The sequence below is a fragment of the Companilactobacillus bobalius genome (assembly GCF_009764355.1).
In genome coordinates this window covers 380,739-404,073 of record NZ_LNUA01000077.1, presented here as the reverse complement: position 1 = coordinate 404,073, position 23,335 = coordinate 380,739, and the positions used below count along the sequence as shown (strand labels likewise).

The 23,335-nt window shown below is 35.8% G+C and carries 20 protein-coding genes and 1 pseudogene; 4 read left to right on the top strand and 17 right to left on the bottom strand.

Translation table 11 applies throughout. The features are described 5' to 3' along the window. Positions 1-100: 100 nt before the first annotated feature. The 9 genes from ATN92_RS18425 to ATN92_RS18385 form a co-directional block, all read right to left on the bottom strand. Positions 101-397 carry a DUF1292 domain-containing protein gene (locus ATN92_RS18425; protein WP_025084643.1) on the bottom strand — a complete coding sequence of 99 codons (297 nt, stop codon included), beginning with the start codon at positions 395-397 and terminating at the stop codon, positions 101-103. 9 nt (positions 398-406) lie between these two features. Then, entirely contained in the window at positions 407-841 is a 435-nt protein-coding gene (gene ruvX / locus ATN92_RS18420) for a Holliday junction resolvase RuvX (RefSeq protein WP_056954622.1), read from the bottom strand. Next, positions 842-1,099 (bottom strand): IreB family regulatory phosphoprotein, encoded by a 258-nt coding sequence (locus ATN92_RS18415; RefSeq protein WP_025084641.1) that lies wholly within the window; start codon positions 1,097-1,099, stop codon positions 842-844. 62 nt (positions 1,100-1,161) lie between these two features. Further along, positions 1,162-3,798: an alanine--tRNA ligase gene (gene alaS / locus ATN92_RS18410; protein ID WP_056954620.1), complete on the bottom strand. Its 2,637-nt coding sequence runs from the start codon at positions 3,796-3,798 to the stop codon at positions 1,162-1,164. Positions 3,799-4,034: 236 nt separating this feature from the next. Further along, the gene (locus ATN92_RS18405) at positions 4,035-5,381 is read right to left on the bottom strand and encodes a DEAD/DEAH box helicase (RefSeq protein ID WP_056954617.1); all 1,347 of its coding nucleotides are present in this window, start codon (positions 5,379-5,381) and stop codon (positions 4,035-4,037) included. After that, positions 5,382-6,338 carry a DHH family phosphoesterase gene (locus ATN92_RS18400; protein ID WP_056954615.1) on the bottom strand — a complete coding sequence of 319 codons (957 nt, stop codon included), beginning with the start codon at positions 6,336-6,338 and terminating at the stop codon, positions 5,382-5,384. Then, a complete protein-coding gene (gene dinB / locus ATN92_RS18395) occupies positions 6,331-7,464 on the bottom strand; it encodes a DNA polymerase IV (protein ID WP_056954613.1) in 1,134 nt (377 codons plus the stop codon). Before dinB ends, ATN92_RS18400 begins: the two co-directional genes overlap by 8 nt. Before the next feature lie 14 nt (positions 7,465-7,478). Beyond that, on the bottom strand, positions 7,479-8,921 hold the full coding sequence (zwf, locus tag ATN92_RS18390) for a glucose-6-phosphate dehydrogenase (protein ID WP_056954612.1): 1,443 nt from the start codon (positions 8,919-8,921) through the stop codon (positions 7,479-7,481). Between the two features lie 238 nt (positions 8,922-9,159). Then, a complete protein-coding gene (locus ATN92_RS18385; protein ID WP_056954610.1) occupies positions 9,160-10,068 on the bottom strand; it encodes an SDR family oxidoreductase in 909 nt (302 codons plus the stop codon). Between the two features lie 141 nt (positions 10,069-10,209). Between ATN92_RS18385 and ATN92_RS18380 the strand changes: the two genes are divergently transcribed. Next, the gene (locus tag ATN92_RS18380; RefSeq protein ID WP_056954608.1) at positions 10,210-10,710 is read left to right on the top strand and encodes a TetR/AcrR family transcriptional regulator; all 501 of its coding nucleotides are present in this window, start codon (positions 10,210-10,212) and stop codon (positions 10,708-10,710) included. A 57-nt stretch (positions 10,711-10,767) separates the two neighbouring features. Here ATN92_RS18380 and yajC read toward each other — a convergent pair whose 3' ends face one another. The 8 genes from yajC to ATN92_RS18340 all read right to left on the bottom strand — a co-directional run bounded on the left by yajC (position 10,768) and on the right by ATN92_RS18340 (position 20,726). After that, entirely contained in the window at positions 10,768-11,262 is a 495-nt protein-coding gene (yajC, locus tag ATN92_RS18375; RefSeq protein WP_056954606.1) for a preprotein translocase subunit YajC, read from the bottom strand. Positions 11,263-11,358: 96 nt separating this feature from the next. Further along, the gene (gene tgt / locus ATN92_RS18370; protein ID WP_054642551.1) at positions 11,359-12,501 is read right to left on the bottom strand and encodes a tRNA guanosine(34) transglycosylase Tgt; all 1,143 of its coding nucleotides are present in this window, start codon (positions 12,499-12,501) and stop codon (positions 11,359-11,361) included. A 9-nt stretch (positions 12,502-12,510) separates the two neighbouring features. Continuing rightward, complete coding sequence (gene queA, locus ATN92_RS18365) at positions 12,511-13,545, bottom strand: tRNA preQ1(34) S-adenosylmethionine ribosyltransferase-isomerase QueA (RefSeq protein ID WP_025084634.1); 1,035 nt, start codon at positions 13,543-13,545, stop codon at positions 12,511-12,513. Positions 13,546-13,611: 66 nt separating this feature from the next. Then, positions 13,612-14,643, bottom strand: a complete 1,032-nt coding sequence (gene ruvB, locus ATN92_RS18360) for a Holliday junction branch migration DNA helicase RuvB (RefSeq protein WP_087721265.1) — start codon at positions 14,641-14,643, stop codon at positions 13,612-13,614. Positions 14,644-14,674: 31 nt separating this feature from the next. Then, the gene (gene ruvA, locus ATN92_RS18355) at positions 14,675-15,268 is read right to left on the bottom strand and encodes a Holliday junction branch migration protein RuvA (RefSeq protein WP_054642550.1); all 594 of its coding nucleotides are present in this window, start codon (positions 15,266-15,268) and stop codon (positions 14,675-14,677) included. A 3-nt stretch (positions 15,269-15,271) separates the two neighbouring features. After that, positions 15,272-17,236 (bottom strand): DNA mismatch repair endonuclease MutL, encoded by a 1,965-nt coding sequence (mutL, locus tag ATN92_RS18350; RefSeq protein WP_056954603.1) that lies wholly within the window; start codon positions 17,234-17,236, stop codon positions 15,272-15,274. A gap of 15 nt (positions 17,237-17,251) precedes the next feature. Further along, positions 17,252-19,909: a DNA mismatch repair protein MutS gene (gene mutS, locus ATN92_RS18345; protein WP_056954601.1), complete on the bottom strand. Its 2,658-nt coding sequence runs from the start codon at positions 19,907-19,909 to the stop codon at positions 17,252-17,254. A 13-nt stretch (positions 19,910-19,922) separates the two neighbouring features. Further along, positions 19,923-20,726, bottom strand: coding sequence for a TIGR00282 family metallophosphoesterase (locus tag ATN92_RS18340; protein ID WP_056954599.1), 804 nt, complete (start codon positions 20,724-20,726; stop codon positions 19,923-19,925). A 399-nt stretch (positions 20,727-21,125) separates the two neighbouring features. On the opposite strand from ATN92_RS18340, the pseudogene ATN92_RS19260 reads away from it, so the two are divergent. The 3 genes and pseudogenes from ATN92_RS19260 to ATN92_RS18325 all read left to right on the top strand — a co-directional run. Further along, positions 21,126-21,638, top strand: a pseudogene (locus ATN92_RS19260) (restriction endonuclease subunit S); the annotation flags it as partial. Between the two features lie 87 nt (positions 21,639-21,725). Continuing rightward, positions 21,726-22,292 (top strand): restriction endonuclease subunit S, encoded by a 567-nt coding sequence (locus tag ATN92_RS19255; RefSeq protein WP_256970554.1) that lies wholly within the window; start codon positions 21,726-21,728, stop codon positions 22,290-22,292. A gap of 89 nt (positions 22,293-22,381) precedes the next feature. Continuing rightward, positions 22,382-23,311 (top strand): site-specific integrase, encoded by a 930-nt coding sequence (locus ATN92_RS18325; protein WP_056954595.1) that lies wholly within the window; start codon positions 22,382-22,384, stop codon positions 23,309-23,311. The last annotated feature ends 24 nt before the right edge of the window (positions 23,312-23,335 follow it).

Here is a 23,335-nt window from a genome sequence, read left to right as displayed (position 1 = left end):
TATTTCCCCTTACATCAATCATGCTAAAAAGCGAATTTGTGAATCATATTTTAAGATAAAAACATCAAACGATTGGCTCGCGCCAATCGTTATTTTTATCTTATTCTTCGTCACTTGTGAAGGTATTTAATACCTCTTGAACCATATCCCATTCTTCAGGATCTTCAATCGGATTTAACTCTCCTGCATCCACATCACCATTTTGATCTGGTGTGAAAGAGAAGGCTTGAATCTCAATTTCATCTGAATCTTCTGAAGCCTTAGGGTATAGAAAGACATATGATTTACCATAATCATCTGAATCAAAAGTAAAGAGAATCTTGTAAACTTCTTTATTACCCTGTTCATCACTTAAAATAACTTCATCTAAATCTTTTGGTGGTTGTTTTTCACTCATATTTATCACCTAATTCCGTGTTAGTTTACCTTTGGCATCAAGGTAATTTTGTAAAATCATTTCGGCAGCAATCTTATCAACTACCTTCTTACGTTTTCGACGTGAAACATTTGCTTCATCAATCAGCATTCTTTCAGCTTGCACAGTTGTCAAACGTTCATCAATAAAATCGATTGGTAAATTAAAACGTTCTTCAATCATCTTACCGTATTCACGAGATTTTTCCGCTCTGGGTCCTTCTGTATTATTCATATTCTTAGGCAAACCGAGAACAATCCCCGTAGCTTGCTTTTCTTTGATGATTTCGCCTAAACGATCTAAGCCAAAATCTTCTTTCTTTTCATTCATATGAATAGTTTCCACACCCTGTGCTGTCCAGCCTAATAAATCACTTGCCGAGACACCAACAGTTCTTGCACCAACGTCTAAACCTAATAATCGCATTTACTTACCTTGATTGAGATAACTCTTAACTAATTCTTCAATTATCTCGTCTCTTTCATGTTTCAAAATCAAATTACGGGCATCATTATGTCTTGGAATATATGCTGGATCACCAGAAAGAAGATATCCAACGATTTGATTAATTGGATTATATCCCTTTTCTTCTAGTGATTGATAAACACTTTCAAGTGTCTCTTTGACATCTTTGCCTTTGTTTTCATTAAAGTCAAAACTCATTGTTTTATCAAGTGAACTCATGGCAAACCTCCATATAACAAATATTTAAGTGACTAGAATGCTTAGTTCAATTATAGCCCACTTTAATAAGATTTAATAATATCTTTAGCTAATTGTAACGCATTTGTTAAACCAGCTGGATTTTTACCACCGGCTTGTGCCATATCTGGACGACCACCGCCGCCACCTTGAATCTCCTTAGAGATCTTCTTAATGATATCGCCAGCCTTAACGCCTTTAGCTTGAGAATCTTTATTTACGGCTACAACTAGACTAGCCTTATCGTCACCACTAGCACCTAAAACAAGGATGTCTGACTTTTCATCATTTTTCCATTTATCAGCTAGTTGTCTCAATGTAGCCATATCAGTTGGAATAATGTTAGAAATAACTTTATAACCGTTAATTTCTTCAACACTGTCAAAGACTTCAGCGGACTTTTGACTTGTTAATTGAGTCTTCAAGTTTTGATTGTCACGCTTTAACTCTTTGATTTCATCAACTAATTGACTAGCACGAGCTGGAACATCTTTTAATTGATTTACTTTCATATTCTTAGCTGTTTCTTGCAAAGCTTGCAATTGATCATTTAAGTATTCAAAAGCTTCTTCGCCAGTTACAGCTTCAATTCTTCTTGTACCTGAACCAATAGCTGATTCAGAAGTAATCTTGAAGAGACCTAGTTCTGAAGTATTACGGGCATGTGTACCACCACAGAATTCAGTTGAGTAGTCATCAATTTCAACAACACGCACAGTATCACCGTACTTTTCACTGAATAAAGCAATTGCGCCCTTCTTCTTCTTGGCTTCTTCAATAGGCAATACTTCTGTCTTAACAGGAATAGCTGCCCAGATCTTTTCGTTAACAATTTTTTCAAGTTGACTGATTTGTTCAGCTGTCAAAGCTGAGTTGCTATTGAAGTCAAAACGTAGATAATCAGGTTCAACTAAAGATCCAGCTTGGTGTGTTCTTGCACTAACAACATCACGTAAAGCTTGATCCAACAAATGAGTAGCAGTGTGATTGTGACGAACTTTTTCACGGAAGTCACCATCAATTTCCAATTTGTATTCTGTATCAGCATCAATTTCTGACATTACATTTACTAAATGAATATTTTGTCCATTTGGTGCATGTTGAACGTCAACAACTTCAGCAACTTGGTTACCCTTCAAGTCATAAATATTACCAACATCAGCAACTTGTCCACCCATTTCGGCATAGAAAGGAGTTGTGTCAAAGACCAATTGTGCTTGACCTTCTGTAACATTCTTAACTTCTTTATCATCAACAATAATGTTCTTCAAAGTACTTTGTGTTTCATTGTGATCATAACCAACGAATTCACTAGGTGTCTTGATTTCCATCAAAGTTTCATCTTGCATACCCATAGATTGTAAATTACCACGGGCATCACGGGCACGTTGTTTTTGTTCTTCCATGTTTTGCTTGAAACCATCTTCGTCAACAGTTAGTCCTTCATCACTAGCATATTCACGAGTCAATTCCATAGGAAAACCGTAAGTATCATAAAGTTTGAAAGCAGAAGCACCATCAATAACTGTTTGATTCTTCTTCTTCAAGTCAGCAATTTCACCATTCAATAGAGCTAGACCAGCATCCAAAGTTTCTGAGAAACGTTTCTCTTCTTGTTGGATAGTCTTAGCAATAAAGTCTTGTTGTTGGCTAACTTCTGGATAATAACTTTCCATGATCTTACCAACGATTGGAACCAATCTGTAAAGAAATGGTCCATTAACACCTAACTTCTTACCATTCAAAACAGCACGTCTGATAAGTCTTCTGATAACATAGCCACGACCTTCGTTTGAAGGAAGAGCACCATCACCAACAGCAAATGAAACAGTTCTAGCATGGTCAGCAATGATCTTGAATGAAATATCATCTTCATCATTTACGCCATACTTCTTGCCACTTAATTCACCAACATCTTCGATCAATGGCATGAACAAGTCTGTTTCAAAGTTAGTCTTTGTTCCTTGAATAATAGATACAAGACGTTCTAGTCCCATACCCGTATCAATATTTTTATGTGGTTGTTCTACATATTGACCATTTGGTAAATGATTCAATTCTGAGAAAACAATGTTCCATACTTCTAGGTAACGTTCGTTTTCGCCACCAGGATAGTTCTCAGGGTCATCTTCTGAAAGGTTATTGAACTCTTGACCACGGTCGTAGAAAATCTCTGAGTCAGGACCACAAGGACCTTCACCGATATCCCAGAAGTTATCTTCATTCTTAAGAATATGATCTTGAGCAACTCCTGCTTCAGCCCAAAGTTTTTGTGTTTCAGTATCCTTAGGATAAGTTGTGATATAAAGATTATCTTTATCCATACCGATCCAATCAGGACTTGTTAAAAATTCAAAGGCCCAAGGAATAACTTCTTTCTTGAAGTAATCACCAACTGAAAAGTTACCAAGCATTTCAAAGAAAGTTTGGTGACGAGCTGTACGTCCAACATTTTCAATATCATTAGTTCTGATACATTTTTGAGCATTAGTGATACGAGGATTTTGTGGGACAACAGTTCCATCAAAATACTTTTTCAAAGTAGCAACACCAGAGTTGATCCATAACAATGTTGGATCATCATGTGGAATCAATGATGCACTAGGTTCAATCATGTGACCTTTTGTTTGGAAAAAGTCTAAAAACATCTTTCTTATTTCAGCACTTGATAAGTTTTTCATTTTATCTCCCCAAAAAACGAAAAATCGTTGCAAGTCCAAGGACGCCCATGCGCGGTACCACCTTGTTTGCAACGATTTCGTTAGCCTCTCAATATTTTATATACAATTTAAATTGGCAGCATCTTTACATTGAATACTTAGGCTTTCGCACCAATCGGCCTTCTCTGAAAGTATTTAATACAAGATATATCCAAAGAAAATATTAACCACCAACTGAAAAATTGTCAATATTAAAACTAACTATTATTTTTACGTCTTACGTCTCTTTGCTTACGTCTTTCTTGTCTAATCTCAATTTTACGTTGTTGACGACGTTCATCTGAGATAGCTTGCTTGATCTTTTTCTTGTAACCTGGCTTCTTCTTAGTCTTTTGTTTCTTAACAAAACCGACTAACTTAGTATCAAGTTTTTCTTGAGTTGCTTTACGGCTTTGACGACGATCACGTTCTTTAACATCAACGATTTCGCCATTCTTAATGTCTTTAGGCTCAAATTTGATACCCATGTGCTCAATTTCATCAACTTTGTGATCTTCACCTGGTTCATACAAAGTGATAGCAGTACCAGACATTCCATTACGACCAGTTCTACCAACACGATGAATAAAGAAGTCTAGATCATCAGGAATTTCAGCATTGATAACATGAGATACACCACTAATATCAATACCACGTGCAGCCAAATCAGTAGCTACGACGAATTGATATTCCATGTTTTCAATCTGTTTCATCGTTCGCTTACGTTCTCTAGGTGTTAAACCACCATGAATACGAGCAGTCTTCAAGCCCTTATTACGTAAGTAATGATAAATTTCATCTACAGTCTTCTTAGTATTAGCGAATACCAAGACCATATACGGTTCACCGATTGTCATAAGTCGATAAATGATTTCTTTCTTATCACGACCATGAGTGAACATTAGCCAGTTATCAACGTTCTTAGGAATAATACTACTATTCTTAATTTCAACTCGCTTAGGACCATGCATGTATTTATCCAAGAATGGTTCCAATTTTTGTGGAATTGTAGCTGAGAAGACCATCATTTCACGATCTTCTGGCAATTTATTAGTAATTTGATCAACATCATTTAAGAAGCCCATATCCAAAGTCATATCGGCTTCATCGACAACGTATCTTTGAACGTTATCGACATGTAAATCGTTCTCACGAATTAAATCCCAAAGTCTTCCGGGAGTACCGATAGCAATTTGTGGTTGATGTGCTTCTAGTTTTCTCTTTTGACGATCACGGTCAGCTCCACCAACAAAGATGAAGGCATTATATTCTTCAGGATAATTCTTCAAAATATTTTGTGTATCTTCATAGATTTGATAAGCTAACTCTCTACTTGGAGTAGCAATCAACAATTGAACCTCTTGATCCTTTGTTAAAGCATTCATCGATGGCAACAAGAAAGCATGTGTTTTACCTGAACCTGTTTCAGATTGAACAATAATATCTTTTTTCTTATTGACCAATGAGATTACAGCCTCTTGAACCTTTGTTGGTTCATCGAAATGTATTTCTTTTAATGATTTATTGATAGCATCATTAAAGTTGTATTGTGAAAATTTAGTCATCTATTCACCCTTCTGATTAAAATCAGTCACTATTTTTATTAGTTCCTTAAACATTTGTTTAACTTCATCAAGATCCTTAGCTGTAGCACCACTAGCCAATGGATGTCCACCACCATCATGTCTCTTAGCTAATTTATTGATAACTGGTCCCTGAGAACGCAAATGTACTCTGAAAGTACCATCATCTTTTTGAACAGCTTCCATCCATGAACAAACTTCTTTAAGTCGACCTGGTGTAGAAACTACTGAATTAGCTTCCTCTTGATTAAGATTTAACTTCTTCATTAAATCATCATCAATAATAGCTAGAGCAGCTCCTGAATCATCAATCTGTAAGATATCATAAATGAATCCTTGCAACTTAGCCTGTTTCAAACTAACTTCATTCATCTTGTTGTTAATACCGGCAGTATCAACACCTAGTGCAATAAACTTACCAGCAACTTGCATTGTATGTTCAGTTGTTGATGGATAAAGGAATCTCCCTGTATCGCCAACGATACCAGCGTACAAATAATAAGCGACTTCCTCTGTCAATTGTAGTTCATCACTGCTATCAATCAAATCAGCTATGATTTCTGAACATGAACTAGCATCGGTATTGACGAATAATTGGTCACCATATGGTTCATCGTTGGGATGATGATCGATTTTTACTAAGAATGCTCCATCATTGTAACGTTGATCGTCAATACGAGGTTCGTTAGCAGTATCAACAGCAATTACTAAGGCACCTTGATAATCTTCATCGGATACTTCTTGAGCAGTTGATAACCACTTCAAACCTTCAGTATCATTTCCACCAATTAAAACTTTTTTGTCAGGATAAGCCTGACGAATGGCAGTTGCTAAGCCAGCTTGGGATCCCAATGCATCAGGATCTGGATTTTGATGACGTAGAATGATAATTCTATCATATTTTTTTATTGTTGCAATTATTTCAGCAAAGCTATTCATTATAATTGTCCTCCTTATAAGACAAATTCAAAGAAACTTCTTCATATGACAACGGATCTAAATTAGTGACCGTGATCCCTAATAGTCGAATCTTTTGGTCTGTTACCTTTAATTTATCATAAATATCCTTGGCAACACGATAAATTTCGGCTTTTGTTTGAACATAGTCTTGAAAACTCATCCGTTTAGTAATTGTTTCAAAGTCCGAATTACGTAATTTAAGAACGACAGTCTTACCATGTTGGCGTTGCTTTTTTAAATCCTTACTAACTAAATCAGCCACAAAATCTAATTCCTGAAGTATTTGTTCATCTGTAACTAAATTACGATTATAAGTTCTTTCACGACCAATTGATTTCCGAGTTCGATGTCCATTCACTAATGAGTCATCGATTCCGTGAACTCGTTTATATATGATATAACCCATTTTACCAAAATTCTTCAAGAAGATGTCTTGATCTAACTTTTGCAGATCTCCACCTGTATAAATATCCATCTCGTGCATCTTCTGTTGCATAGCTTTACCAATGCCGTTAAATTTTTCAATTGGAATTGGTCTCAGGAAATCTTGGGCGTATTTGCCAAGAATAATCGTTCTACCAAACGGTTTTCGATAATCTGATGCCATCTTAGCCAAAAACTTATTGTAAGAAATTCCTACTGAACAAGTCAGCCTAGTTTCTTTAACGATTCTTTGCTGAATATAATTAGCAATTTTTATTGTATTCGTCTCATGTAATTTATTATGTGTGACATCAAGATAGGCTTCATCCAAAGCTACTGTCTGATAATTATCAGTTACCTCATGAAAAATATCATGAATCTGATCTGAAACCTGACGATATAATTCAAAATGTGGTGGTGTGATAACTAACTTAGCTCGAGGAATCAAGTCAACTGCCTCTTGAGCCGGCATAGCTGAATGAGCCCCATATTTTCGGGCATTATAGTTTGCCGTAGTTACGACTCCATGATGGTTATGTTTTCGCGGATCTTGAGCCACAATCAGACATTTTTTCTTATATTCGGGATGTTCTCTTTCTTCCACAGAAGCGAAAAAAGCATCCATGTCGACATGGATGACTTTTCGATTTTCTTCAATTTTAATTGGTATTTTTAAAAAGATGGCTTAACACTCCTCTAGTCATCCCAAACCCATGAGTTGCCATTACGTTCCAATAATATTTCAGCTGCATCGGGACCCATTGAACCACTCAAGTAATTTGGAAAATCAGGTGTCTGTTCATCCCAACGATTTCTGATCGTATCAATGTACTTCCAAGTACTTCTCAATTCATCCCAAAGAGTGAAATGAACACGATTACCAGAAAGAATATCAATAATCAAACTCTCATAAGCCTCACGAGCTTTGTCGAATTCAGCTTCTTCTGGGAAGGAAATGAAGTCTTGACCTGACTCTTTATAATTAATTCCATTGATTAAAATACTATTACCATTAACTCTTTCAATCAATAAAGTAATGACAGTATTAGGTTTAATACCCACTTCATCAACTTTATCATTGAAAACAATATCGATTCTTGATGACTTTTCAGGCATACGCTTACCAGAACGAACATAGAATGGCACACCACTCCAACGTTCTGTATCGAATTGGATATTACCGGCAACAAAAGTTTCAATATTAGAATCCTCAGCTACGTTATCCTCTTGACGATAAGCCTTTTCCTCGCCTAATTGATCAGTATCATATTGGCCACGTACAAAGTCATCATCAACTCCTTCTGGAGTCAATTCTTTAAGACTGCTAAAGAGATCAGTCTTATTCTTGTGAATAATTTTAGCATCTGTAGCTTCAGGATCATCACTGGCAATAGCACCAATAATTTGCATAATATGGTTTTGCACCATATCACGTAGTACACCGGCTGTTTCGTAGTAACCACCACGATCTTCAACACCAAGGGATTCAGCAAGCGTGATTTGAATATTTGAAACATACTTATTATTCATTGCTGCTTCAAGCTTAGGGTTGTTAGCACGAATGTGAGGGATATCTTGAATCATTTCCTTACCTAAGTAATGATCGATACGATAAATATCATCTTCTGGAAAGGCTTTAGAAATATTACCATTTAATTCACAGGCAGAATCTAGATCACGACCAAATGGTTTCTCAATTACCAAACGGTTATAACCGTCCTCAGTCTTCAAGCCTTCTGAATTAATGTGTTCAGCAACTGTACCAAAGAATCTAGGAGCAATCGCCATGTAGTAAACACGATTATGACCAGCTTCAAATTGATCATCTAATTTAGCAGCCAAATTCTTCAAAGCAATATAATGCTCTGAATCATTAACATCATGTGATTGATAGAAGAAGTGTTTAGCAAACCCCTTCATGATATCCTCACTATCATCAAAGTAATCTTTCAAAGAGGTGATAACAGTTTCACGGAAATAATCATCACTCCATGGACGACGAGCAGTACCAATGACGGCAAAATGATCTTTTAAAATCCCCGATTTATAAAGACGGAACAAAGATGGATATAGTTTCCGATGTGCTAAATCACCAGAACCCCCAAAAATAATAAAAATTGCTGATTTTTCTGTAACCATTTTTAAACTCCTTTGAATGCATCATGTAGTTATATTTTACAACATGAATTATTAAACATCTTGATTTATGACTTATTATTTTTTAAATAATTTACTAGCTATGCCTTATCTAACAGCATTATTTATTTCACACTTTAAATAATAACCCCTAGAGTGTACTTTAACGCAAGCCATATGCTGTCCTATACGGAAAAATCCATTAATTCAAAATTAGAATTAATGGATTTCAACAATCTAACTATAGATTATGTTTTAAATCATTTAATAAATCAATATGTGTGGGACGCCAATCTAATTCTGATTGCGTCAATGTGCTTGAGGCAGGAATATCTAAACCAAACAAATTATTAACATCAAAGGCCTCTTCATTGGTTAAATTTGAAAAATTCAAAGCTGTCTTCGATTGCAATGGCAAATTCAACTTATCGGCAATTACTTCAGCAATCTTGATTGTTTTTATTTGTCCTTCCGCAACGGCATTGAAAACATGTAATGGATGATCATCTTTCAGCGTATAATCTAAAGCTTTAACAAACAGATTACTGGCATCTTCACGATGAATCGCATTCCAACGATTCTGACCATCACCAAAATAAGTCACTGATTCATTTTTTTGAGATTGCATAATCACTAACGAAATAATTCCATAACCACCATTACCGTGTACCGATGGGGCTAGTCGTACTACATTTGCATTGACACCCTCGTCTACTAATTGTCGTACTAGAAATTCAGAGCGACGAGGCATAACTTTTTCAACACCTTCAAAACCTTTATCATTTTCTGTCAAAATATGGTTAGGATCAAGTCCAGCAGTACCAGCAGTAACAATCAATGGTTTGTCAGTGCCTTTTAATACTTCTCCCATAGCCGTGATTGCTTCGGCGTCTATTCGACTGGCTTCATCAAAATGGGCAAAGTCATTAACGAATCCCAAATGCAAAATTGCATCAACTTTTTTAGCCATTTCTTTAAGAACTGATAAATTCTCCAAGGTACCCATAACTGGTATACCACCCATTTGTTTCAATTTGTCAGCACTACGTTGAGAACGAGTTAATCCCCAAACCTCAATCCCCTTAGTTACTAATTCCTGAATTACTAGTGAACCAATATTACCTGTTGCTCCTGTCATAAATACTTTCATTTATATGCTTCCTTTTAATTGTCTTTATTATTCTTGAGAACATGTTTATAATAACACCGTATAATAAATATATAATGTTCAATATATAGATATAGTCTTTATAATAGACAATGTAGAAAAATTGTCGAAAGGAGCGACATTTTGGCTAGTTTGCAGAATGAACGTACTAAAAAACTAATTTTTATGGGTTTTAAGGAATTGTTGAATAACAAGGCCTTTAGCAAAATTACTATTAATGAAATTGCCGAAGAAGCAATGATCCATCGTTCTACTTTTTATACTCATTTTGATGATAAATATGACTTATTGCGTCAATACTTAATCAGTCAACGAATCGATTCTAATTTTGATAATAATGAATTCTTCCGGCATCCGTTTACTACAATTGCCACCATCAACAAGCAAAATCTCTTACCAATTTTCAAATCTCAAAATAAAGATTCTGAATTTAGAACTGGTTTCTTCCAATTTGTCATGGACACAGTCATGTCAATCAATTCAGACAAAAGTGAACTAGATAAGTTCTTCTTTATCGGTCGAATCAAAGCCATCAATCTTTGGATTGACGAAACTCATCAACCATACAATCCATTTGAGGATTTTGAATACCTCGATAAGATATTCCAAACTGGCAAAGAATAGCAAAAAAAATAATCCACCGTTTAACGGTTTGGATTATTTTTTTAGTTAATTAAAGAATTATTTTGTTTCTTCTTTAGAATCAGCATCAGTATCAGCAGGTTTTGTATCTTCTACCTTTTCTGTTGCTTCTTTTGTTTCTGTTTCGACTGACTTAGTGTCATCTGAAACTTCTGCCTTAGTATCTTCTTTAGCAGCATCGTTCTTGTTTTCATTGTTGTCTTCTGCAGCCTTATCAGCAGCTGGCTTTGTAGCACCAGCAGCGACTGGAGTTGTACGACGAATGAAATTCAAATCAAATGTTAGATAAATTCCATCACAGTCAACAACGACTTCTTTGTTATCACGATCGATTGATGCAACAACACCCTTAATACCACCAAGTGTGACAACCTTGTCACCTTTTGACATTTCTTTAAGCATTTCTTGACGCTTTTGTTGTTGTTTCTTTTGTGGACGAATGGAGATAAAGTACATACCAACAAACATAATAACAACAAAGATCAAAAGACCCATTGAGCCACCAGCACCAGCGCCGGCACCTAACGTAAGCATATTCAAATTTTCCACCTCTTAATAATTTACATACTTATAGGTTACCAAAAATATAACCTTGTTTCCAGACTAGAAGACTTTTCTTATCAAAATCTTCTAAAATTTCTTAGCATCTTTTTTGTTAAAACCATATTCTTCAAAAACATGTTCTCTAAATTCAAGTAAATTATCATCCCTGATAGCTTGACGAACACCCTTCATCAAATTCAACAAGAAGTATAGATTATGGTAACTAGTCAAATGTGTACCGAATAATTCATTGGCATTGATCAAATGACGGATATAAGCACGTGTATAGTTACGACATACGTAACAATCACAGTTATCATCCAATGGTGTAAAGTCATGAGCATACTTAGAATTTTTAACAACTAAACGACCGTGACTAGTCATACATGTACCATTACGAGCAATTCTAGTTGGTAGAACACAGTCAAACATATCAATTCCACGGATAACACCGTCAATCAAGGAATCAGCTGTACCAACTCCCATTAGATATCTAGGTTTATTTTCAGGCAACATTGGTGTTGTAAAATCTAACACTCGATTCATTTCACCTTTTGATTCACCAACGGATAAACCACCAATTGAGTAACCTGGAAAATCCATGCTGACAAGATCACGAGCACTTTGTTTACGAAGATCTTCAAAGCCACCACCTTGAACAATCCCAAATAGAGCTTGCCAATCAGGATTACGGTGAGCTTGTAAACCACGTTCAGCCCAACGACTTGTTCTGGCAACTGACTTCTTAATATAATCGTAGCTTTCAAAGAATGGAGGACATTCATCCAAACTCATCATGATATCAGGACCTAAATAGTTCTCGATCTTGATAGCTTTTTCTGGTGAAAGGAATTCTTGACGTCCATTCAAATGATTTCTAAAGTGAACCCCTGCTTCAGTGATATCACGCATATTAGCTAGTGAGAAAACTTGGAAACCACCTGAATCAGTCAAAATACCCTTGTCCCAATTCATGAATTTGTGTAAGCCGCCAGCTTCTTGAACAATATCTTCTCCAGGACGTAACCATAAGTGATAAGTATTTGCCAAGATAATTGAAGCACCGATTTTTTCCAAATCCTCAGGTGCCATATTTTTAACAGAAGCTTCTGTTCCAACAGGCATAAACATTGGTGTTTCAAATGTTCCATGGGGTGTCTCTAACAATCCCAAACGAGCGCCAGTATGCTTTTCCTTCTTAATTAATGTGTACTTAATAGCCGATTCCATAACTTCCCTCTACTTAATGAACATTGCATCCCCAAAACTAAAGAAGCGATATTTCTCTTCTACAGCGTGTTGGTATGCGTTCAAAATATTTTCTCTTCCGGTAAATGCTGCAACTAACATAACTAAAGTTGATTTTGGCAAATGAAAGTTAGTGATAAATTCGTCAACAACTTTCCATTCGTAACCTGGTTTAATAAAAATATCAGTCCAGCCACTGTCAGCTTTGATTTCACCATTAAACTTAGTTCCAATTGTTTCCAAAGTTCTGATTGAAGTTGTTCCAGTTGCAACAATCTTGCCACCATTCTTCTTCACTTCATTCAATGTCTTAGCTGAATCTTCATCCAAACGATAGAACTCAGAATGCATTACATGCTTACTGATATCTGATTCAGTCACTGGTCTGAAAGTTCCTAAACCAACGTGCAAAGTGATATAAACCAGTTTAACACCTTTATCCTCAACCTTTTTCAACAAATCTTTTGTCCAGTGAAGTCCAGCTGTTGGAGCGGCAGCTGAACCATTTTCTTTGGCATAAACAGTTTGATAACGATCAGGATCGTCTAATTTTTCCTTGATATATGGAGGTAAAGGCATTTCACCTAATTGTTCTAGGATCTCCATAAAGATACCTTGATAGTGGAATTCAATGATCTTGCCACCATGTTCAAGGTCCTCAAGCACTTCTGCCTCAAGTTGTCCGTCACCGAATTCAACTTTTGTTCCTACTTTGGCACGTCGAGCAGGTTTCATTAAGACTTCCCACTTATCGCCTTCAATATTATTTAAAAGCAATACTTCTTCATGTCCATCAGTATCTTCTTTAGTACCATACAAACGTGCTGGTAAAACACGAGAATTGTTCATTACCAAAGCATCGCCAGGATTTAAATAATCAAGAATATCATAAAAATGCTTGTCTTGATATTCTCCCGTTTCATGATCCAAGACTAATAATCTTGACTGATCACGATTTTTAATTGGTGTTTGCGCAATAAGTTCTTCTGGCAAATCATAATCAAAATCTTCTGTTGTTAGTGTCATTGTAAAATCTCCTTTTAATCGTGGAATAATGTTTTTCTTGAGATACACCAAAACGAGTAAATCACTTTACTCGTTTTGTTCGGGATAAGGTAATCCCATGTGTTCATAACCTTTTCTCGTGACAACACGACCTTTAGCTGTACGCTTCAAGAATCCCATTTGCATTAGATATGGTTCATAAACTTCTTCAATTGTTTCTTGTTCTTCACCAATATTAGCGGCGATAACTTTCAAACCGACTGGACCACCATTGTAAAGTTCAATTATCATTGACAAAATTCGACGGTCAAGATGATCAAGTCCGGCATCATCAACTTGTAATTGGTTCAACGCTGATTCAGCCATATCGTAGTCAATCGTATCTTTATTGGCAACTTGAGCAAAATCACGTACTCGCTTCAACAAACGGTTGGCAATTCTAGGTGTCCCTCGAGATCGACGAGCAATTTCATGTGCTCCTTCTTCATCAACGTTAATGTTCAAAACACTAGCTGAACGAAAAACAATCTTGGACAATTCATCTATGGTATAGTACTCCATTCTTTCGACAATTCCAAACCGATCTCGCAAAGGAGCTGAAAGTTTTCCGGCAGCAGTCGTCGCACCAATTAATGTATAAGGAACTAATTGATGGTGTAGTGATCGTGATTCACTACCTTGACCAACGATAATATCAATGTAGAAATCTTCCATGGCCGAATAAAGCACTTCTTCAATAGCACGTGGCATACGATGAATTTCATCAATAAATAAGACATCGCCTGGTTCCAGTTCATCCAAAACAGCCACCAAATCACCAGATTTTTCAATCGAAGGACCTGTAGTTGTATGAATATTGACACCCATTTCATTAGCGATGATCATGGCCAATGTTGTTTTACCTAGCCCAGGAGGACCATATAGCAAAACATGATCTAGTGTCTGTTGACGTTGCTTAGCCGCCTTGATGTAGATATCTAATTCTTTCTTAGCTTTCTCTTGACCTAAGTATTGATCAAAAGTTTGCGGACGGAGTGTTTGTTCAATAACATCTTCATTGTTATCAAGTGAATCCGCATCTGTTAAACGTTCACTCTCATCATTCTCGTTATTTGTGATTTTTAACACTCCCTTCATTTCTAAAATTTATTTATTTGCTTAATAATTTAAGACCAGCACGCAAGTATTCGTCAGCACTCTTCAAGTGTTCTTTTTCAAGCGTTGATTTAACTTTACTAATTTCTTTAGGTGAATAGCCAAGTGATTCTAAAGCTGCCAAACCATCTTCCAATTCTTGGCTCAAACCACTACTGAATTCAACTGGAGCTTCACCAAGTGTCATCTGACCTTCAGCCGTGAATTTACCTGATAGATCCAAAATAATTTGTTGAGCAGTCTTTTTACCAATTTTAGGAAATTTGGTTAAGAATTTAACATCATCATTTTCAATCGCATGAATCAAACCTTGTAAGTCCTGTCCAGCCAAAATAGCTAGAGCACTCTTGGGTCCAATTCCAGAAACACTAATTAAATGTAGAAAAATATTCTTCTCGTTCAAATCATAAAATCCATATAATGACTGTTCATTGTCACGAACAATCTGTTCGACATAAACTCTAGCCTCTTGATTTTCTTCATAACGATAAGGATTTGCCACTTGGACTTTATATCCTACACCCTTAACATCCACAACAATATACGAAGGGGTAATTGCCGTAATTAAACCATTTAAATATTCAAACATAATTTATTCACTCTCTCTAGTATCATGTGGATCTTGAATTCTCTTGAACATTTTTTCCAAATCTTTATTACTGAATTCAACCAAAACTGGACGTCCATGGGGACAGTTATAAGGATTTTCGGCCTTAGTCAAATTGTGGAGCAATTGTACTGCCTCACGATCATCGATATGATGATTAGCTTTAATCGCACGTTTACAACTCATCATGATGGCATTCTTTTCACGGAAACTGGCAACACTGATTTTAGAATCATTTAACACATAGTCAACCATTTCTTTAATAGTTGATTCCTCTTGTCCAGGAACAAACCAGGTGGGATGGGTATTGACGACAAAACTATTTTGTCCAAAATCATCCAAATAAAGACCAATACTTTCCAAAACTGGTTTCTTCTCTCGAATCAAAATACTTTCTGAATTTGGATAATCCAAAACGATTGGAACCAACAATTTCTGTTGATCATTGGAGACTTTCCCAATTTCTTTACGATAGTATTCGTAGTTAACACGTTCTTGCGCCGCATGTTGATCTATCAAGTAAAAGCCATCTTCACTCTCAGCAACCAAATAAGTTCCATGAATTTGACCAATGTAACGTAAATCAGGAAAACCACTTTTTTCTTCCTGATTGATGGGTTCAGAATCTTTTGTATCAGCAGCTTGTGGCTCACTGTTTAAAACTTTTACCTTAGACTCAGTTTCTTTTTGTAAACGTTGATCCCATAACTTCAAATGATCAGGATCTTTAAAAATCGGCATCCCTGTCATTGGTGTTTCAAAGGTTTCACTTGTTTCCATTGGTTGAGGTTGCTCATTTGGCATTGGATTTTCTGGTTCAATAGTCTTCGTGGGTGTACTCAAAGGTTCACTGATCTTAGCGATTGTGGCAATATCACTGAAACTGATCTGTTCCGGCTTATAAGTATCAACCGTTTTAACCGGTTCTTTTCTGCCTAAATTTTTAACCGCATCAGGAATCAAATTCTGATCTGACAAACGTCGTTTAATTCCATCACTGATTAAATCACCAATATGACCTTCATTTGAAAGTCTAACTTCTTGTTTTGTCGGATGAACATTAATATCAACTAAACTTGGATCCATTTTGATATCAATCACCGCGACTGGAAATCTGGCTACCATCAATTTAGATCCATAGCCACGGATCACCGCATTAGTTAATTGGAAATTGCGAATATAACGTCCATTTAAAATTAGTGAAATGTACGAACGGTTAGATCGTGTCGTATCCGGTTTAGAAAAGAAGCCATGTATTTCATAATCTGGATCAGAATTTTCAAACTCCAACATATGACTGGCAATTGTCCGACCATAAATACCGGCTATTGTCTGTTGAAGATTATCATTGCCTGATGTCCAAACTAAATCTTTTCCTTCGTTAATTAATCTAAAGGAAATATCAGGATGTCCCATTGCTAAACGGTCAACAATATCGACAATTTTGTTCAACTCTGTATGCAGCGACTTCACATATTTCAAACGAGCCGGCGTATTGAAGAACATATCTTCAACTGTAATAGTTGTTCCCTTAGAACGGGCAAAAGTTTCCTTCTTAACCAATTCATTACCTGAATATTTAGCCCGAACAGCTGACTTGCCATCCATACTTGTTAAAACTGTTAATTTAGAAATAGAAGCAATACTAGCTAAAGCCTCACCACGAAATCCTAACGTCCTGATATTAAACAAATCACGATCATTAGAAATTTTACTAGTGGTATGAGGTAGAAAAGCTACTTCAACATCATCCGAAGAAATCCCTTTTCCATTGTCATTAACTTCTATTAATTTCAATCCAGCTTGCTGAATCGTAATCAGCACTTGAGTTGCTTGTGCATCGATGGAATTTTCCACCAGCTCTTTCACGACTGATGCGGGGCGTTCAATAACTTCCCCAGCCGCAATCTGGTTACTTAATTCAACTGGTAGTTCATGAATTATACCCACGTTTTCCACCTTCTTTTATTTAAGTTTCTTCTGCCATTTGTAGAGTAAATTGATAGCATCGATTGGTGTGACACTCATTAAATCTTGATTGTTCAGTTCCTTGAGAACTTGATTTTCTTTAGATGAAAACTTCTTAGTTGGTTTAGAAGTTTCTGGGAATAGCGACATTTGTGTGTCTTCTTCCACTTCTGGTTCAGATTTTGGTTCTGGTTTTGTTTCAGGGACAACCTCTGGTTCCGGTTGAACTTTTACAACTGGCTGAACATCTTCGTGAATACTATCGGATGTCGTTGTATGAACTGAAGTTTCTTCCAAACTACTCAAAATCTTATCAGCTCGAACCAATACATCGTCTGGTAATCCGGCTAATTTAGCAACGTGGATACCATATGACTTGTCGGCTGGACCAGGCAATACCTTATGAAGAAAGACTAAATCACCGTTTTCTTCTGAAGCATCAACGTGCACATTCTTTAAACCAGGCAACTGACTTTCTAGTTCAGTCAATTCATGATAGTGAGTTGAGAACAAAGTCATCGCTTTAACATGCTTATCGATGTACTCAATGATTGCTTGAGCTAAAGCCATTCCGTCATAAGTAGCCGTACCACGACCGATTTCATCAAAGATAATCAAACTATTCGGTGTAGCGTTTTTCAAAGCATCGTTAGCTTCACGCATTTCGACCATGAAGGTTGAATCACCAGAAATAAGATCATCGGCAGCACCAATTCTAGTAAAGATATGGTCAAAGATCGGCATCTGGGCAGAATCAGCCGGTACAAAACAGCCAATTTGAGCCATGATAACTGTTAAAGCCATCTGACGCATATAAGTACTTTTACCAGACATGTTAGGACCAGTAATCAAAAGTATATCCGTTTGGTCATCAAAGTTAACATTATTAGGAATGTAGCTATTGTTACTTAAAACTTTTTCCACAACCGGATGACGACCATTAGTAATATTCAATTCATGTTCACTAATAAATTCCGGTGCCACATAATGGTACTCTTCACTGACAACGGCAAAACTTTGCAAAACATCCAAACGTGACAAAATATTAGCTAGTGATTGAATTCGTCTGATCTGATCTTTAATCTTCTTTCTGATTTGATCAAATAAGTGATATTCCAAACTCTTAGATTTCTCTTCGGCTTCAAGAATAAGACTCTCTTTATCCTTTAGTTCAGGCGTAATATATCTTTCAGCGTTAACTAGAGTTTGTTTTCTTTGATAGCGGTCTTCAGGAATTTTGTCGATATTAGCACGACTGACTTCAATGTAATAACCGAAAACCTTGTTATAACCGATTTTTAGATTATTGATACCAGTTAATTCTTGTTCCTTAGCCTTCAAAGTAGCTAACCACTGCTTACCATTTTTCGAGGCATCTAGATACTTATCGAGTTGGTCATTGTAACCTTCTTTAATCAAGCCACCGCCAGTAATGGATATCGGAGCTTCCTCCACAATAGCTTTGTCGATCAGTTCACGAATATCAGCCACTTCATCAATTTTTTCCACATAGGTTGTCAATTCATCATCGCCAATGTCCAAAAGAATCGATTTTATCTCGGGGACTTGTTCAAGCGAAGTTTTCAATTGAATCAAATCACGACCATTAACGGTTCCATAAGCTACTCGACCGGCTAGTCGTTCCAAATCATAAACTTTTGTCAAATAGTCTTGGAAGGATGATCTTTGAAAATAATTATCCATGAAGACTTGAACGAAGTGCTGACGTTCTTTCAACTTCTCAACACTGATCAAAGGACGAGCTAACCATTGTTTTAACAAACGACTACCCATAGCGGTTTTAGTTTCATCCAACAACCATAAAAGTGTTCCGGATTTCTTATTAGTCCGGATATTTTTGAACAACTCTAGGTTACTTTGAGCTGAATGATCCATTAATAAATATGAAGAAGTTTCATATGATTGAGCAGCCTTCAAATGATCCAGTGAACGCATCTGTGTCTTGATCAGATAACTTATCAACAGCTTAACGGTGGATACTTCTAAATCTGAACTGATTTGTGAGAAATCAAAACTGTAATTATCATCCAGTTCATCCAATTTAGAAATCAAAATGCCGTATTTACGTAATTGATCGAGATATTTTTGTGGGAAACTGCCGGAAACAACGGTTTCTTTAGTATCCAAATTTTGCAATTCATTTGTTAAATCTAATTGGCTAGTAACCGATGTAACTTTTACTTCACCGGTGGATAAGTCCGCATAAGCTAAACCAAAAACATCTTTATTAGCTGTAATGGCTGTGATGTAATTGTTCTCTTTCGCTTGGTCTGATTTATCCATGATAGTACCGGGTGTAACTACTCGTGTAACACCACGTTTGACCATCTTACCTTGTGCGTCAGCGGGATTTTCCAGTTGATCACAGACAGCAACTTTGTAACCTTTATCCACAAGTGTATCGATGTAGCCTTCAATTGCATGATGAGGAACTCCACACATTGGGATACCTTCATCAGCTTTTTTATTACGGGATGTCAAAGTTAATTCTAGAATCTGCGAACCTTTAACGGCATCGTCGTAGAACATTTCATAAAAATCACCAACACGATATAACAAAAAAGCATCTGGATATTGTTTCTTATACTCCAGATATTGCTCCATCATTGGTGTTTCTTTAGTTTTTTGAGGCATGAATTCCCCTCCATTAATTCAAGAAAGATTGATTATTTGGTGTAATGACATAGTTCTTGATACTACGTGCATTATTTGTTTGATCATTAATTTCAATAACTGCGAAGCCAATTTGCATGCGACCATCTTCATCGACATCAAATTTGTTAGGTCTTTGCGTTAGGAAACGATTGATGATTGGTTCCTTTTTGTCACCAAGAATACCATCATATGAACCGGTCATCCCGACATCAGTTAAGTAAGCTGTTTGCTTGTTGATAACCTGTGCATCGTTTGTTTGAACGTGAGTGTGTGTACCACAGACAGCTGAGACACGACCAGTCACGTAATTACCAAAGGCAATTTTTTCACTAGTTGTTTCAGCGTGGAAGTCGACAAACTTAACTGCATCTTTATCTAAAGTCTTGAGCAACTTATCAGCTTCAAGGAATGGATTATCGATTGGTTGCATCAAAGCAGTTCCCATCATATTGATAACATAGACCTTTTTAGTATTTACATTAATTTCTAGATAACCACGTCCAGGAACATGATCACCAGGAAAGTTATATGGACGGAGAATATTTTTCTTCGGATCATCGATGAAGTCAAGGATCTCACGCTTATCCCAAGTATGATTTCCCCCCGTTACGACATCAGCACCGGCACGAGTGATTTTTTGATAATCAGGCTCTTTAGTACCCTTGCCACCAGCAGCATTCTCACCATTAACGATTGTTAATTGTGGTTTAACCTTCTTCTTGATCTCAGGTAGATATGTTTCTATAGCTTTAATGCCGACAGAACCTACGACATCGCCAACGAAAAGTATTTTCATTATATTTTTATCCCCAATCTTTACCTATGATATTGTATCAATTTTAGAGGAATTTAAAAAGACCAGACGAACGTCTGGTCGTATATTTTAACACTTAAGAACTTCCTTTTAAATCAAATCGTATTTCCTGCTATATTGTCAGGTTGGACCAGTCCTATTCTATTTTGGAACTCTTCTTTCCCCAATATTCTAAATTATTAAGTAAATCTGATATACACCGCTAAAAAAGATTTAAGATCATTACTATCTTGTCCGATTTACTTCCCAACTACTAATTATTTGAAATAAATTTCATTGTTTTAAATATAATGATCTTCATTATTAGCGGGGGGGTTCTTTCATAAAAAAACAATCAATTTTATAAATTTCTATATTTTTTTATAGGCTGAAACTTGGGAACTTCGTAAGTTGTCGGATCTGGCGAATATGAATGCCAGAATCGGTTGGCAAAATCTTAGAACATCAGAATTTCTCGATAACGGCAACTATATGTTAATAACGGGAACAGACTTTAAAGATGGTGAAATTGACTATTCAAATATTCATTATGTGAAAAAAAATCGCTTTGACCAAGATAAAAAAATTCAGATTTCAAATGGCAGTATTTTGATTACAAAAGATGGGACACTTGGTAAAGTTGCTTACGTTGCAGAGTTACCAATGCCTGCCACGCTAAATGCTGGTGTTTTCAATGTAAGAATTAAAAATGAAAATGAAGTTGATGACAAATATCTTTTTCATTATTTAAAAGCACCTTTCTTATTAAAATTTTCAAGTGGACAATCAACCGGAGGAACAATTAAACATTTAAATCAAAATGTTTTGGTTAAATTTCCAGTACCATTACCCGCTCTAGCGGAACAAAATAAGATTGCAAAGTTTTTGACTAATTTTGATAAGCTCATAACTCTACAACAACGTCAGTTAGACCTATATAAGAAACTCGAGAAGGGATTATTGCAGAAACTATTCCCTAAAGAAGGGGAAAAGGTACCTGAAGTGAGATTTGCTGAATTTCATGACGATTGGGAACGGTATAAGCTGGGAGATTTCGGAAATGTGTCTATGAACAAAAGGATTTTTAAAGATCAAACTTTGGATAAAGGAATTCCCTTTTATAAAATTGGTACTTTTGGTAGTAAACCTGATTCATATATTTCTCCAAAATTATTTGCAGAATATAAAAAAAGATATCCATATCCCCAGAAGGGTGATATTTTGATTTCAGCATCAGGTAGTATTGGAAGAGCCATTGAATATACTGGCAAAGATGAATATTTTCAAGATAGCAATATAGTTTGGTTAAATCATTCCGCAAATTTAGAAAATCTTTTCTTAAAGCAATTCTATAAAATCGTAAATTGGAATGGGGTTGAAGGTAGCACAATAAAGCGATTATATAATAAAACAATATTAAATACAGAGATTATTTTACCGACTACTAAGGAACAACTAAAAGTAGGAAATTTCTTTGATAAATTAGATAAAAATGTTGTCTTACGACAGAATAAAATCAAGAATTTAGAGATATTAAAAAAATATCTACTACAAAAATTATTTATTTAACAAAATTGAATGCTAGAAATTTAAACTTCTGGATAATAAATACTGGTATCTAAATTTTATATCATATAAATTATTCGGAGGTTTTTTCTATGCCCAGAACTAAATCATCACAATTATTTTATAAGTATTATGAAGAATGGATTGAGCTGTACAAAGTTAACGCCATTAGATCAGTAACTTTAGATAAATACTATATGTGTTTAAGGTGGATTACTAAATTGGCTCCAGAATTAAAATTAAGTGATTTGAATCGCCGAACTTATCAGAAATTAATCAATGATTACGCCTTGGAACATGAGAAACAAACAACTCAGGATTTCCACCATCAAGTAAAAAGTGCAATTATAGATGCCTTAGATGAAGGATTGATCAAACAAAATCCTACTCGGAAAATTGTTATTAAGGGTAAAAAGCCAGGTAATAAAAAACCGAAATTTTTAAATCAATATGAGTTACAACAACTAATTAGACAACTTGATTTAGGAACGGAATTGAATTGGGATTGGTATATTTTACTAGTGGCTAAAACTGGATTGAGATTTGCGGAAGCTTTGGCGATTATTCCGAATGATTTTGACTTTACCAAGCAATTATTAAGTGTCAGCAAAACTTGGAATTATCGGGCAACAAAAGGTGGATTTCAACCAACAAAAAATTTTTCATCAATTAGAAAGGTTCAACTTGATTGGCAAATTGCTATGCAATTCTCACAACTGGTGAAAAATTTACCCGAAGATGAACCAATCTTTGTTAAACGCCGTGTTTTTAATTCGACCGTAAACAATCGTCTGGCTGTTCTATGTAAACACGCCCAAGTCCCTGTCATAACTGTTCATGGACTCAGACATACTCACGCTTCAATTCTCTTATTTGCAAGTGTTTCAATTGCTAGTGTTGCGAGAAGACTTGGACACTCTAATATGACCACCACACAGGATACTTATCTTCATATTATTCAGGAATTAGAAACACAAGATGGCGAAAAAATAATGCGGCAAATGACTCAATTAATGCAGTAATGAGATTGAATATCAGAAAGTTTG

What these genes read in the sequence shown, in the direction of transcription:
- yajC (WP_056954606.1), bottom strand. Translation starts at nt 11,262, where the DNA reads ATGCTTACGTTAGGTGCCGGCGCTGGTGCTGGTGGCTCAATGGGTCTT.
- ATN92_RS18400 (WP_056954615.1), bottom strand. Translation starts at nt 6,338, where the DNA reads ATGAATAGCTTTGCTGAAATAATTGCAACAATAAAAAAATATGATAGA.
- mutS (WP_056954601.1), bottom strand. Translation starts at nt 19,909, where the DNA reads ATGCCTCAAAAAACTAAAGAAACACCAATGATGGAGCAATATCTGGAG.
- ruvA (WP_054642550.1), bottom strand. Translation starts at nt 15,268, where the DNA reads ATGTTTGAATATTTAAATGGTTTAATTACGGCAATTACCCCTTCGTAT.
- queA (WP_025084634.1), bottom strand. Translation starts at nt 13,545, where the DNA reads ATGACACTAACAACAGAAGATTTTGATTATGATTTGCCAGAAGAACTT.
- ATN92_RS18385 (WP_056954610.1), bottom strand. Translation starts at nt 10,068, where the DNA reads ATGAAAGTATTTATGACAGGAGCAACAGGTAATATTGGTTCACTAGTA.
- alaS (WP_056954620.1), bottom strand. Translation starts at nt 3,798, where the DNA reads ATGAAAAACTTATCAAGTGCTGAAATAAGAAAGATGTTTTTAGACTTT.
- zwf (WP_056954612.1), bottom strand. Translation starts at nt 8,921, where the DNA reads ATGGTTACAGAAAAATCAGCAATTTTTATTATTTTTGGGGGTTCTGGT.
- tgt (WP_054642551.1), bottom strand. Translation starts at nt 12,501, where the DNA reads ATGGAATCGGCTATTAAGTACACATTAATTAAGAAGGAAAAGCATACT.
- ATN92_RS18425 (WP_025084643.1), bottom strand. Translation starts at nt 397, where the DNA reads ATGAGTGAAAAACAACCACCAAAAGATTTAGATGAAGTTATTTTAAGT.
- ATN92_RS18325 (WP_056954595.1), top strand. Translation starts at nt 22,382, where the DNA reads ATGCCCAGAACTAAATCATCACAATTATTTTATAAGTATTATGAAGAA.
- ATN92_RS18340 (WP_056954599.1), bottom strand. Translation starts at nt 20,726, where the DNA reads ATGAAAATACTTTTCGTTGGCGATGTCGTAGGTTCTGTCGGCATTAAA.
- ATN92_RS18405 (WP_056954617.1), bottom strand. Translation starts at nt 5,381, where the DNA reads ATGACTAAATTTTCACAATACAACTTTAATGATGCTATCAATAAATCA.
- ruvX (WP_056954622.1), bottom strand. Translation starts at nt 841, where the DNA reads ATGCGATTATTAGGTTTAGACGTTGGTGCAAGAACTGTTGGTGTCTCG.
- ATN92_RS18415 (WP_025084641.1), bottom strand. Translation starts at nt 1,099, where the DNA reads ATGAGTTCACTTGATAAAACAATGAGTTTTGACTTTAATGAAAACAAA.